The sequence below is a fragment of the Massilia sp. Root133 genome (genome assembly GCF_001426525.1).
GTDB classification, from domain to species: domain Bacteria; phylum Pseudomonadota; class Gammaproteobacteria; order Burkholderiales; family Burkholderiaceae_D; genus Telluria; species Telluria orientalis.
In genome coordinates this window covers 1-13027 of sequence record NZ_LMEW01000011.1, presented here as the reverse complement: position 1 = coordinate 13027, position 13027 = coordinate 1, and the positions used below count along the sequence as shown (strand labels likewise).

The following is a 13027-nucleotide window of genomic DNA, read 5'->3' as shown; positions in this document are numbered from 1 at the left end:
AGCTGAACGCAGTCCGCAACGGGCGCACGTCTTCGACGGCCGGTCGGACTTGGCGGCCGACCCGGTGTCGGTTAGTTGCATTGCTCTGCTTGTACAGGCCACGATGAGGTAATGAAAAAAGGACAGGCCACCAAGCCTGTCCTTTCCCATTTTTATCGCGGCCGCATCGTCGTGCGCGCGGCCGTCGTCTCCTCGCCTGTATTTCTCCGTGCGCCTTACTCGGCCAGGCGCTTCTCCAGCTGCGCCTTGGTCGCGACCAGTTCCTGCGGCAGGCGGTAAGCCAGCTTGTCGAACAGTTCGGTGTGCAGCTTCAGTTCTTCGCGCCATGCATCCTTGTCGATCGACGTGATCGTGGTGAACTGCTCGGACGTGAACTCGATGCCGGTCCAGTTCAGGTCGCCGTAGGTCGGGGTGGTGCCGAACATGTGCTCGACGCCGCCGGCCTGGCCCTGGCTGCGGTCCAGGATCCACTTCAGCACGCGCATATTGTCGCCGTAGCCCGGCCACACGAACTTGCCGTTGTCATCGGTGCGGAACCAGTTGACGCAGAAGATCTTCGGCAGCGCTTGCGGGTTCTTGTCGGCGACTTTCTGGCCCAGGTTGAGCCAGTGCTGGAAGTAGTCGCTCATGTTGTAGCCGATGAACGGCAGCATGGCATACGGGTCGCGGCGGACGATGCCCATCTGGCCGGCGGCGGCGGCCGTCGTTTCCGAGCCCATCGTGGCGGCCATGTACACGCCTTCCGTCCAGTTGCGGGCTTCCGTCACGAGCGGCACCGTCGTCGAGCGGCGGCCGCCGAAGATGAAGGCCGAGATCGGCACGCCGGCCGGATCGTCCCACGCCGGGTCGATCACCGGGTTCTGCGTGGCGGCCACGGTGAAGCGCGCGTTCGGGTGCGCGGCCTTGGTGCCGGACGCCGGAGTCCAGTCCTTGCCCTGCCAGTCGATCAGGTGCGCCGGGGCTTCCTTGGTCATGCCTTCCCACCATACGTCGCCGTCGTCGGTCAGCGCCACGTTCGTGAAGATGACGTTTTCGCGCAGCGAGGCCATGCAGTTCGGATTGGTCTTTTCGTTCGTGCCCGGGGCGACGCCGAAATAGCCCGCTTCCGGGTTGATGGCGTACAGCTTGCCGTCGGCACCCGGTTTGATCCACGCGATGTCGTCGCCGATGGTCGTGACCTTCCAGCCTTCGAAACCGGCGGGCGGGATCAGCATGGCGAAGTTCGTCTTGCCGCAGGCCGACGGGAACGCGGCCGCGACGTATTTCTTGTCGCCCTGCGGCGATTCCACGCCCAGGATCAGCATGTGCTCGGCCAGCCAGCCGGTGCCGCCTTGCTGGGCTTCCTGGTAACCCATGTTGGAAGCGATGCGCAGCGCGAAGCATTTCTTGCCCAGCAGCGCGTTGCCGCCGTAGCCGGAGCCGAACGACCAGATCTCGCGCGTTTCCGGATAGTGCACGATGTACTTGGTCGAGTTGCACGGCCAACGCACGTCCTGCTGGCCCGCCTGCAGCGGCATGCCGACGGTGTGCACGCACGGCACGAAATCGCCGTCGGCGCCCAGCACGTCGTACACGGCCTTGCCCATGCGGGTCATGATGCGCATGTTGACGGCGACATACGGAGAATCGGACAGTTCCACGCCGATATGCGCGATCGGCGAGCCCAGTGGGCCCATCGAGAACGGCACGACATACATCGTGCGGCCGGCCATGCAGCCGTCGAACAGGCCGTTCAGGGTCTGGCGCATTTCGTTCGGGTCGACCCAGTTATTGGTCGGGCCCGCCTGCTCCTTCGTGGCCGAGCAGATGAAGGTGCGGTCTTCGACACGCGCCACGTCGCTCGGGTCGGAGCACGCCAGATACGAGTTCGGGCGCTTCTCCGGGTTCAGGCGCTTCATCGTGCCCGCTTCGACCATCTGTGCGCACAGGCGGTCGTACTCTTCTTCGGAGCCGTCGCACCAGTAGATGGCGTCGGGCTTCGTGAGGGCCGCGATCTCGGCCACCCAATTGATGAGTTTATTGTGCTTGATGTAAGCTGGGACGTTCAGTGCGGCGACGCCGCCCATCACGGGCTGGTTCATACATACCTCCAATGCCAATTAAGAATCCCTGGCGATTCCGATGGCCTTGATGCGGCAGAGGCGGCGGCCTGCAATGCGCGCGGCGGTCGGAATCCCGTTAATCTTGTCCCGGCAGGATCGTCGTCAAGGATGGCCTCGTGGGCCCGCACCTGGAAAGCCGTGCGGTTCACGGTTCAGTGCTACGGCGGTCATGTCGCCAGCCCGGGGTCGCGTGTGCGCGGAGGCCGGCGGGCTGGTTGGAACGTGTGCTGCTGGCCGCAAATGATGTCAGTCTGACATCTCGGGCTCTTATTTCTGGTCGATTCTACACCTGCGCAAACGGCTTTAGAATGCTTGCACAACAAAAATGTAGGAATTTTGGTTGAGCAAAGTAGTAGGCTATTTCCTATCGTTCAAATTCTGTCATTTCATTACTTTCTTGCCGATAACATCCGCTAACATCCATGAAAATTGCAATCCTTGACGATTACCAGGACGCCGTCCGCTCCCTCGAATGCTTCCGCATGTTGGACGGCCACGAGGTCAAAGTGTTCAACAGTTCGACCCGTGGCCTGGGCCAACTGGCGATCCGCCTGGCGCCGTTCGACGCGTTGGTCCTGATCCGCGAACGCACCACGTTTCCGCGCGCGCTGCTGGCCAAGCTGCCCAATTTGAAGCTGCTGTCCCAGACGGGCAAGGTCGCCGGACACATCGACGTGGCGGGCGCGACCGAACACGGCGTCGCGATCGCGGAAGGCGTCGGCTCGCCGGTCGCGCCGGCCGAACTGACGTGGGCGCTGATCATGGCGGCCAGCCGCAAGATCGTGCCTTACGCCAACAACCTGAAGGACGGGCTGTGGCAGACGGCGTCGATCAATCCCGAGCTCAACGGCCTGGGCCGCGTGCTGAAGGGTCGTACGCTGGGGATCTGGGGCTACGGCAAGATCGGACACCTGATCGCGGGCTATGCGCAGGCGTTCGGGATGCAGGTGATGGTGTGGGGCAGCGAGAAAAGCCGGGCCGCCGCGGTCGCCGAGGGTTTGACGGCCGCGCCGACGCGCGAAGCGTTCTTCGAGCAGGCCGACGTGGTCAGTGTGCACCTGCGGCTGAACGATGCGACGCGCGGCATCGTCAAGGCCGACGACCTGGCGCGCATGAAGCGCGACGCCTTGTTCGTGAACACGAGCCGGGCGGAATTGGTGGAGGAAGGCGCGCTGGAGGCGGCGCTGCGCAAGGGACGGCCGGGCTATGCGGCGCTGGACGTGTTCACCAGCGAGCCGCTGGCGGCCGATGCGGATATCCTGAAGATTCCGACCGTGCTGGCGACGCCGCACCTCGGGTATGTCGAGCGGGACAGTTATGAGTTGTATTTCCGGGCGGCGTTCGAAAATGTCGTCAATTTTGCGAACGGGACTCCGACCAACATCCTGAATACCGAGGCGCTTTAACGCAACTCGGGCTCGCCCGTGAAATTGGGCTTACGCATCGGCATCTCATGCCGGCGCGTCCACAAGCCGGCCCAGCCGGGCGGCCATTCGATCACGGGCCCGGCATACGCGGGCAAGCCTGCGCGCACGGGCACGATGGGCACCGGCGGCATCTCGATGAGGCCGCCGTTCGCGTTCTGCTGCATCGGTGCCATGTCGAAGGAATACATGTAACCCGGCAGCAGCGCATCGCACACGCTCGCGAACCACGCGGTGTGATCGTCGTCGCGCCCGAGCGCGCGTGCGAGGCCTTCCGGGTCGAACTTCGCCAGGGCGTGGATCAGCTCGTCCGTGGTGGAGCCAGGTGCATCGCCCCATCCCATCACGGGGTTGTTGTTGTAGTCGGCACCCGAACCGTACCAGCCTTCGCGCCATGGCCGCTGCATCCAGTCGCGCTTACCCGTGAACAATTGCCAGCGCCAGTGAAGGCCGGACGGCTTGGGCCAGGAATACAGGTACAGCTTTTCGTAGCCGGCCATGTGGAGCGCGCGCACCATCGCCATCAGGCGCGCATGCGGCATGCGGTCCGGCGGCGAGCGGCGGAACAGGATCGCTTCGCCATCGGCGTGCTGCACCTCGTCGGTCGACAGGTTCAGGTCGAGCGTGCGCGACTCGTTGCCGAAGCGTGCGGAAATCCAGCCTGTCAGCAGGTTGACGTGGGTGATGACACCATAGCCGCGATGGCGATGGAAGATGACGGTTCCAGGTGCGACGGGTTTCATTGGAAGGCGGGCTCGGCCCAAAAGGAGAAAGGATACTCATCCGATCCGGACGATTCTAGCGCAGACACATACGGATACACTACGGTTTGCGGCTATCATTACCCACCTTTTTTTACAGCGTTTTCAAATCATCATGACTTTGCGGATCATCGCCACCGGCGGCACTTTCGACAAACACTACAACGAACTCAATGGCGTTCTGGGCTTTGCCGAAAGCCACTTGCCGGAGGTCATCGCACGTTCCCGCATGACCATTCCCGTCGAACTGCAGGTCGTGTCCCTGCTCGATTCGCTGGAGATGCAGGACAGCGATCGCCAGAACGTGCTGGCCGCGTGCCAGGCCTCCAGCGAGAAGCAGATCGTGATCGTGCACGGTACCGATACGATGCGCGAAACGGCCGAGGTGCTGGGCGCGGCAACGTCGGACAAGACGATCGTGTTCACGGGCGCCATGATCCCGTACGAAATCGCCAACTCGGATGCGCTGTTCAACTTCGGCTTCGCCTGCGCCGCCGCGCAGATGCTGCCGCCGGGCGTCTACGTGGCGATGAACGGCAAAGTGTTCACCTGGGATAACGTCACCAAGAATCGCGCGGCGGGCGTGTTCCAGGCGCTGTGAAACCAGGGTCAGAGCCCCGATTTGGGCAATTGCCCAAAATCGGGCTCTGACCCCGGTGTTTCGGGCGCTGCGCGTTTTCGTCAATTCCTATAATGGTTCTCCCACGAACCAGGAGGAATCAGCGATGAGCGAGCAGCGCCCCACCCTGACCACGCGCCAGGGCCATCCCGTCCGCGACAACCAGGCCATGCGTTCCGTCGGCGAACGCGGTCCGGCCACCCTCGAGAACTACCAGTTCATCGAAAAGATCACCCACTTCGACCGCGAACGGATCCCCGAGCGCGTGGTGCATGCGCGCGGCACGGGCGCGCACGGTTATTTCGAAGCCTACGGCAAGATCGGCGACGAGCCCGCCAGCAAGTACACGCGCGCCCGCGTCCTCAACGAGACCGGCGTGCAGACGCCCGTGTTCGTGCGCTTCTCGACCGTGATCGGCGGCAAGGAATCGCCGGAGACGGCACGCGATCCGCGTGGCTTCGCCGTCAAGCTCAAGACGGTCGACGGCAACTGGGACCTCGTGGGCAATAACCTGAAAGTCTTTTTCATCCGCGATGCGATCAAGTTCCCGGACATGATCCACGCCTTCAAGCCCGATCCCGTATCAAACCAGCAGGAGCCGTGGCGCTTCTATGATTTCATCTGCAGCCATCCGGAAGCGCTGCACATGGTTACGTGGGTCAAGAGCCCATGGGGCATTCCCGCCAATTACCGCGAGATGGAAGGCTCGGGCGTCAACACGTATAAACTCGTGAACGACCAGGGCATCGCCCACCTCGTCAAATTCCACTGGCAGCCGAAACAGGGCGTGCGCAACCTGACGAGCCAGCAGGCCGCGGAAATCCAGGCGCACGACACGAGCCACGCCACGCGCGACCTGTACGACGCGATCGAGCGCGGCGAGTTTCCGGAGTGGGAATTCTGCGTGCAGGTCATGAGCGACGGCGAGCATCCGGAACTGGAATTCGACCCGCTGGACGACACCAAACGCTGGCCGGAAGACCGCTTCCCGCTGCTGCCCGTGGGCCGCATGGTGCTCGACAAGAACCCGGACAATGTCTTCGCTGAAACCGAGCAATCGGCCTTCGGCACGGGCGTGCTCGTCGACGGCATCGACTTCTCGGACGACAAGATGCTGCAGGGCCGCACCCTGTCCTATTCGGACACGCAGCGCTACCGCGTCGGGCCGAACTACCTGCAACTACCGATCAATGCGCCGCAGGAAAAAGCGGTGGCGCGCACGAACCAGCGCGACGGCCAGATGACCTTCTATGTCGACGGCGGCGGCGAGGAAAAGCACATCAATTACGAACCGAGCCTGCTGGGCGGCCTGGGCGAAGCGCCGCAACCCGAGAAGGATTACCACCAGCACGTCGAGGGCCACCTGGGCCGCTACCAGACGAGCCGCACGGCCGACGACTACCAACAGGCCGGCGACCGCTACCGCACGTTCGCGGACTGGGAGCGCGACGACCTCGTCAACAACGTCGGCAACGACCTCAAGAAATGCCCGGAAGTCATCCAGCTGCGCATGGTGTGGCACCTGTGGCATTGCGACGAGGATTACGGACGTCGCGTGGCCGAGATAGCTGGCATCGACCTGGAAAAGGCGAAAGCCTTGCAGCCGCTGCCGGGCAAGCCGGCGCCGGGCGAGAATCGCCCGGGATCGACCTATTCGGGCGGCCAGCCGGAAAGCGGCGGCGGCAAGAAGGAGCCGGCCACGACGGAAGAAGTGGCGTCGGCAAAATAAAACCAGCGGCCCGGATGAATGTCCGGGCCGTTTTTCGTTACGCCTTGGCTTCGCCGCCCAGCGCCTCGACCAGGTCGGTCAGCATCTTGGCCAGTTCGCCGGTCATCAGCATGATGTCGTTATCGAAGCGCTCGTCATCGCTGTAGGTGATCGTTTCGTTTTCCTTGATCACGTCCAGCGGCTTGATGCCCTTGACGGCCAGCTGCTCGGTCAGCACGAACGAGATGCGGCTGTTCCACGTCATGGCCAGGCGCGTGCACTGCTTGCCGTTGGCGATGTGGCGGCGGATGTCTTCTGGGTCCAGCGAGTGCTTCACGTAGCGCACGGCGGCCTTGCTCTCGCCGGTGGCGCGCAGTTCCGTGTCCTGGTCGATCGTGAAGTTGTACGGCGCCTCGTCCGATTGCAGCCAGCCCGTCATCACGGCGACCGGCGACTGTTGCACGCGCAGCGATTCCAGCGGCAGCTTGTCGACGGCCTTCAGCAGCAGCTTGATGACGTCGTCGGCCTTGCTCGGGCTGGCGGCGTCGACGACGAGCCAGCCGTTGACCGGGTCGATCCACGTCCACACGTTGCCGCGGATCGAGAACGCGCGCGGCAGCAGCTCGTCGGCCACGCGTTCCTTGAGTTCTTTCATCGCCTTCTTGCCCGGCGGGAAGCCCTGCTGCTCTTCCAGCTCGGCGGCCCTGGCCTTGGCGACCTGGTTGATGACCGAGCTCGGCAGCAATTTCTTTTCCGTGCCCAGCATCATCAGCATCTGCTTGTTGACGACGTGAACGAGTTTGCCGTTGCCGCGTGGCGAATCCCAGCCCTGGCGCAGCAATTCGTTGCTGCTGGCGGGCGTGAACGCCTGCGACTGCAGGGCCTCTTCCATCTGTTCAGGGGAGAAATTCCACGGTGCGGGCAGGCGGTAGATCTGAAGATTCTTGAACCACATAACGTTGCTTCCAGTTATCTCGATATTTCAAAGGAACGACATTCTACACGCTGACTGGCGGCAAAATTCACGTCGTCGACAAGGGATTTTTATTGTGTTGCACGTTCGTCAAACAAGCTCAGCTGCTCGACCGTTTCCGTATCGCTGAGGCGCACGCCGACGCCCAGCAGCCGCACGGGACGACTCGCACGCAGCCAGCCCGTCTCCATCAGGTGACGGAACGTCGTCATGTTCGGCGCGTAGCCCACGCATTCGACGGTCGTACGCTGGAAGTCGGCAAACTTGATCTTCACGAACAATTTATTGATGAATTTTTCGGCATTGTTGCGCTTGATCCGGCCGAGCAGATGCTCGTACAGGTCGGGCAGCAGCGCCAGGCAGCCGTCCAGGTCGGGGATGTCCGGCGTGTACGTCTCCTCCGTGCTGATCGACTTGCGCTCGCGCACCGGATTCACGTCGCGGTCGTCGATGCCGCGGCACAAGTCGTACAGCCGCGCGCCGAACGAGCCGAAGTGCTGCTGCAGCTTGTCCATATTCCAGTCGCGCAGGTCGCCGCACGTCTGCGCGCCGAGGCGATGCAGCTTCGCGGCCGTCACCTTCCCTACCCCGAACAATTTCTTCACAGGCAGCACGGCGACGAACGCATCGACCTCATCGGGCCGCACGAGGAACAGCCCGTCCGGCTTGTTCCAGTCGCTGGCGATCTTGGCCACGAACTTGTTCGGCGCCACGCCGGCCGACGCCGTGATGCCGACCGTCTCGAAGATGCGGCGGCGGATCTCCTGGGCGATCAGGGTCGCGCTGCCCTTGCAGTGCGGCGAGTTCGTCACGTCGAGATAGGCTTCGTCCAACGACAGCGGCTCCACGAGGTCCGTGTAATCGCGGTAGATGTCCATGATCTGGCGCGATGCGACCCGGTACTTTTCCATGTTCGGTGGAATGAGGATCAGGTCCGGGCAGAGCTTGACGGCCTGCGCCGTCGCCATCGCCGAATGGATGCCGTAGCGGCGCGCCTCGTAGTTGCAGGTGGCAACCACGCCGCGCTGCTCGGCCCGCCCACCGACGGCCAGCGGCCGCCCGCGCAGGGACGGGTCGTCGCGCATCTCGACGGATGCGTAAAAACAATCGCAATCGCAGTGGATGATCTTGCGGACGGGGGCGTTCACGGTGACGGTCGCCCGCGCCGAGCGACTACTGTAATTGCATACAGTATCGCTGGGAATTAGGAATAGTGCAAGGGGGAACGCCGCCGCCGCAGGGATGCGGCGGCGGGTTGAGAGGACTTACCTGGTGACGCTGGAATAGCTGCAGGACTTGACGATACCGTGTGCCGGGTCGCCGAACACCGAGTTCGAGCATTTCACGGAACCGGTGAAGGTCTTCGTCACATAGCTGGTAGCGGTGCCGTAGCGCACGTCGCGCGTGCCGCTGAACGAGCAGGTGCCGTTCTCGGCGGCGCAATACGTCCAGGTCGGGGTCGTCGTCGTGGTCGTCGAGCCCAGCGCCGCGTTCACGGCGGCGGCCGCGTTGACGATGCCGGCGCCGCAGCCCGAGCACGCGGCCGGGAAGGCGCGCGCCGTCGACTTCAGCCTGGCGGCCACGTCATCCGGCGTCAGGTTCGGATTCGCCGACAGCATCAGCGCGACGACGCCAGCCACGTGCGGCGTCGCCATCGACGTGCCCATGTAGTACGCGTAGTTGTCCGATGCCGGCGTGGTCGTGCCCGCGTTCAAGGTCGACAGGATGCCGGCGCCGTTGTCGCCGCCCGGTGCCGCAATGGTGACGTTGGTGCCGTAGTTCGAATACGAGGCCTTGCCGCCCGCACGGTTCGTCGCCGCGACGGTGATCACGCCCGCGCAGTTGGCCGGGTTCGAATTGATCGCATTCGTGTTCGAGTTGCCTGCCGCGACCACCACCACGGCGCCGCGCGAACGGGCGCTGTTGATCGCGTTCTGCGTCGTCGTGTCGCACGCGCCGGTGCCGCCCAGCGACAGGTTCAGCACGCGCGCCTTGTTCGCATTGGCCGGTACGCCGGTCACGGTGCCGCCCGAGGCCCAGACGATGGCGTCGGCGATGTCGGACGTGTAGCCGCCGCAACGGCCCAGCACGCGCGCCGGGACGATCTTCGCGTTATAAGCAATGCCCGCGATGCCGAGGCCGTTGCTGGTCTTCGCGGCGATCGTGCCGGCCACGTGCGTGCCGTGCCAGCTCGAGTTCTGGTCCGCCGCCGGGATGCCGGTGCCGCAGCTGCCGGCCGGGGCCCAGTCGCCCGGGTCGCTGGCGTCGGTGTCGCGGCCGCTGCCGTCGTTGGCGATGGTGGTCGTCGAGATGAAGTCATAGCCCTGCAGGATCTGGCCCGACAGGTCGGCGTGCGGACGGTAGCCCGTGTCGATCACGGCCACGTTGATGCCGGCGCCGGTCGACTTGTCCCAGGCGGCGGGCGCGTTGATGCCGCCGGTGGCTTCGTACAGGTCCCACTGCTGGGTATAGCTGGGGTCGGTCGGGGTGGCCAGCGGGACCATGATGCGGTCCGGCTCGGCGTACTCGACGTTGGCGTCGCGCGACTTCAGTTCGGCGGCCAGCTGGCGCGCCTCGTCGAGCGACATCGTGCGGTTGAGTTGCAGGACGTTCGCGCCGTTCGCCGTCGCGCGCAGCGCGCGCATCGTGGCGCCATAGGTCTGGCCGGCGCGGTCGATCAGGGCCTGGCGCGCGCGGTCGATGCCGCGTGCGGCCACACCGGTCTTCGACGTATCGCTATCGCCCTTGTACTTGACGATGATGCGGTCGGTCTGGACGACGAAGTGATTGGTTTGCGCCACGGCCTGGCCGGCGAAACCGGCGGCAACGAGGGCCGCTGCACAAATTTTCAACAAAGAAGAGATCGTGTGGCGCTGCGTCATGCTGCATCCTTTTCAGTAAACCGAACTGTGCAGCGTAACGAAAAACGGCCCTGTGCGGGCCGTTTTTCGGGGTTTTTACAACAGGAAAGTTTCGTTAAGTAATTGAATTTTAACGGTTATGAGTCCTGTCATAACGCATTACCAGGTGAGCTTGAGCGTGTACTTGCCGCTGGTCGAACCGGTGCCGCCGCTGTAGTAAACGACGCGTACATAGCGCACCGACGTGGTCGTGCCCGTGTTGGACGACGTGGCGGTATCCGCGGTGCCCGTGCCGTTCTCGCTGCGTGCCAGCAAGGTGCCCGCGCTGTTGTAGATGTACAGGTCGTAGTCCGAGCTCGCGTTCGGCGTCATCGTCGCGCTCAGGGTTTTACCGGCCGGCAGCTGGACGGAGAAATAATCCGTGTCCGTCGAGCTGCCCATCGCGGCATCGACCGTCGTGCCGGACGTCGTCACGCTGTCGGCCGTGCCGAGCGTGTTGTTCGACTCCGTTTCCGAGATCGTCGTGCCCGTACCGCCGCCCGTGCCCGCCGCAGCGTCCACCGCGGCCGAAGCGTCCACGATACCGGTGCCGCAGCCCGAGCAGCTGGCCGGGAACGGACGCGTGCTCGACTTCAGGCGCGACTCGACCTCGTCCGGCGTCAGGTTCGGGTTCTTGGCCAGCATCAGCGCGACGACACCGGCCACGTGCGGTGTCGCCATCGACGTCCCCATATAGCCCGCGTAGCTGTCGGCGCCCGGCGACTTGGTGCCGGCGTTCAGGGTGGACAGGATGGCCGCGCCGCTGTCGCCGCCCGGTGCCGCGACGTCGACGATGGTGCCGTAGTTCGAGTAGGAGGCTCGGCCGCCGGAGCGGTTCGTCGCCGCCACCGTGATCACGCCCGCGCAGTTGGCCGGGTTGCTGTTGCTCGCGTTCTGGGACTCGTTGCCGGCCGCCACGACGATCACGGTGCCGCGTGAACGGGCGCTGTTGATCGCGTTCTGCGTCGTCGTGTCGCACGCGCCGCCGCCGCCCAGCGACATGTTGATCACCTGGGCGCGCGCCGCGATGGCCGGCACGCCGGACACGGTACCGCCCGATGCCCAGATGATGCCGTCGGCGATGTCGGACGTGTAGCCGCCGCACTTGCCGAGCACGCGCACGGGCACGACCTTGGCGCCGTACGCGACGCCGGCGACGCCGGTGCTGTTGTTCGTCGCCGCGGCGATGGTGCCGGCCACGTGGGTGCCGTGCCAGCTCGAATTCGACGCCGGTTCGCCGGCCCCGCACTCGCCCGCCGCGGTCCAGTCGCCCGGGTCGCTGGCGTCGCTGTCGCGGCCGTTGCCGTCGTTCGCGATGGCGGTGTCGGAAATGAAGTCATAGCCGGCCAGGATCTGGCCCGACAGGTCGGCGTGCGGACGGTAGCCTGTATCGATCACGGCCACGCGGATGCCGGTCCCGATCGACTTGTCCCAGGCGGCCGGCGCGTTCAGGCCGCCGGTCGCTTCAAAGAAATCCCACTGCTGGCTGTACATCGAGTCGTTCGGCGTGAACAGCGGATGCATCATGCGGTCCGGCTCGGCGTACTCGACCGAAGCATCGCGCGACTTCAGCTCGGCCGCCAGCTTGGCGGCATCGGCCAGCGACACCTTGCGGTCCAGCTTGAAGACGCGGGCGCCGGTGGCGATCGAATGCGACGCCTTCACCAGCATGCCGAACTGCTGGCCGGCGCGGTCGACCACGGCCTTGCGCGAGGCGGACAGCGGCATTGCACGTGCGACCGATACCTGCCCGCCCTTGGAGACGACCGGTGCGCTCTCGTCCTTGTACTTGACGATGATGCGGTCGGTCTGGTCCGAGACGGCCACACGCTGCGCGGCGTGTGTGGCCGGCACGTCCGCGGGCACCCCCGCGCCCGCAACGCCGGCGCCGAGACCGAGGACGGCCGCGGCGCACAGTTTCAACACTGCCGGATACTTCGATTGCTGAGACTTCATGTTTATTCCTTTTAGAAAAACACAAAAGTTGATTTTCCGCAGGCGTGATTGCCTGAGATCTAGTTGTTTCGACGCTTTTTAAGCGTCGATTTCCCGTCTGAAAAGCGGGAGTGCCAGATTAGCGCGAAAGAAATAAACGTGTAGAAATTTCACAATTAGATTCGATGTCTATACAACACTTTCACCTATTGATAGCGCTAAAACCTAGATTCTTCGGAAAACTGTGAACTCAGCAGAAGAACATATCGCCTTGGAAGCACCCATGAATTAACAATGTTTCGTGACTGTCAGGCGTTGCACACATATGCACACTCTCAACATTGAGATATCTCAATCGTCACCAAGGAAGAAATTCGGGGTCAGAGCCCTTTTTGGTGCACGAGCTTTAAAGCAATTCGCGATCGGGGCGCCGCCTGCCTCCCAAGCGATATGCCGACGGAGCGTGCGGACTTGAACGATTCGGGATGCGCAAGAAAATTGATCCGAAATGTGCTCTGAGACGTACCGGGTTTAGTGGACATCCCAGATAGAGGACAATACGTTCCCATGGATAAGACTAAACCCGACGCTACCGGACGCAAAAG

The 13027-nt window shown here is 63.7% G+C and carries 9 protein-coding genes; 3 read left to right on the top strand and 6 right to left on the bottom strand.

The features are described from left to right. Positions 1–215: 215 nt before the first annotated feature. Complete coding sequence (locus ASD28_RS10325; protein WP_056126863.1) at positions 216–2081, bottom strand: phosphoenolpyruvate carboxykinase (GTP); 1866 nt, start codon at positions 2079–2081, stop codon at positions 216–218. A gap of 443 nt (positions 2082–2524) precedes the next feature. On the opposite strand from ASD28_RS10325, the gene ASD28_RS10320 reads away from it, so the two are divergent. Beyond that, positions 2525–3508, top strand: coding sequence for a D-2-hydroxyacid dehydrogenase family protein (locus ASD28_RS10320; protein WP_056126862.1), 984 nt, complete (start codon positions 2525–2527; stop codon positions 3506–3508). Here the strand turns inward: ASD28_RS10320 and ASD28_RS10315 are convergent. Continuing rightward, positions 3505–4269, bottom strand: coding sequence for a hypothetical protein (locus ASD28_RS10315; RefSeq protein ID WP_056126861.1), 765 nt, complete (start codon positions 4267–4269; stop codon positions 3505–3507). The genes ASD28_RS10320 and ASD28_RS10315 overlap by 4 nt on opposite strands. A gap of 133 nt (positions 4270–4402) precedes the next feature. On the opposite strand from ASD28_RS10315, the gene ASD28_RS10310 reads away from it, so the two are divergent. Both ASD28_RS10310 and ASD28_RS10305 read left to right on the top strand, forming a co-directional pair. Then, complete coding sequence (locus ASD28_RS10310) at positions 4403–4888, top strand: asparaginase domain-containing protein (RefSeq protein WP_056126860.1); 486 nt, start codon at positions 4403–4405, stop codon at positions 4886–4888. A gap of 124 nt (positions 4889–5012) precedes the next feature. After that, a complete protein-coding gene (locus tag ASD28_RS10305) occupies positions 5013–6635 on the top strand; it encodes a catalase (RefSeq protein ID WP_056126859.1) in 1623 nt (540 codons plus the stop codon). 37 nt (positions 6636–6672) lie between these two features. On the opposite strand, the gene ASD28_RS10300 is transcribed toward ASD28_RS10305, so the two are convergent. The 4 genes from ASD28_RS10300 to ASD28_RS10285 form a co-directional block, all read right to left on the bottom strand. Continuing rightward, positions 6673–7569, bottom strand: a complete 897-nt coding sequence (locus tag ASD28_RS10300) for a recombination-associated protein RdgC (protein ID WP_056126858.1) — start codon at positions 7567–7569, stop codon at positions 6673–6675. Positions 7570–7658: 89 nt separating this feature from the next. Then, positions 7659–8735, bottom strand: coding sequence for a DNA polymerase IV (gene dinB, locus ASD28_RS10295; RefSeq protein WP_056126857.1), 1077 nt, complete (start codon positions 8733–8735; stop codon positions 7659–7661). 117 nt (positions 8736–8852) lie between these two features. Continuing rightward, on the bottom strand, positions 8853–10469 hold the full coding sequence (locus tag ASD28_RS10290) for a S8 family peptidase (RefSeq protein WP_056126856.1): 1617 nt from the start codon (positions 10467–10469) through the stop codon (positions 8853–8855). 138 nt (positions 10470–10607) lie between these two features. After that, complete coding sequence (locus ASD28_RS10285; RefSeq protein WP_056126855.1) at positions 10608–12443, bottom strand: S8 family peptidase; 1836 nt, start codon at positions 12441–12443, stop codon at positions 10608–10610. Positions 12444–13027 lie beyond the last annotated feature (584 nt).

What these genes read in the sequence shown, in the direction of transcription:
- ASD28_RS10315 (WP_056126861.1), bottom strand. Translation starts at nt 4,269, where the DNA reads ATGAAACCCGTCGCACCTGGAACCGTCATCTTCCATCGCCATCGCGGC.
- ASD28_RS10320 (WP_056126862.1), top strand. Translation starts at nt 2,525, where the DNA reads ATGAAAATTGCAATCCTTGACGATTACCAGGACGCCGTCCGCTCCCTC.
- ASD28_RS10305 (WP_056126859.1), top strand. Translation starts at nt 5,013, where the DNA reads ATGAGCGAGCAGCGCCCCACCCTGACCACGCGCCAGGGCCATCCCGTC.
- ASD28_RS10300 (WP_056126858.1), bottom strand. Translation starts at nt 7,569, where the DNA reads ATGTGGTTCAAGAATCTTCAGATCTACCGCCTGCCCGCACCGTGGAAT.
- ASD28_RS10325 (WP_056126863.1), bottom strand. Translation starts at nt 2,081, where the DNA reads ATGAACCAGCCCGTGATGGGCGGCGTCGCCGCACTGAACGTCCCAGCT.
- ASD28_RS10310 (WP_056126860.1), top strand. Translation starts at nt 4,403, where the DNA reads ATGACTTTGCGGATCATCGCCACCGGCGGCACTTTCGACAAACACTAC.
- ASD28_RS10290 (WP_056126856.1), bottom strand. Translation starts at nt 10,469, where the DNA reads ATGACGCAGCGCCACACGATCTCTTCTTTGTTGAAAATTTGTGCAGCG.
- ASD28_RS10285 (WP_056126855.1), bottom strand. Translation starts at nt 12,443, where the DNA reads ATGAAGTCTCAGCAATCGAAGTATCCGGCAGTGTTGAAACTGTGCGCC.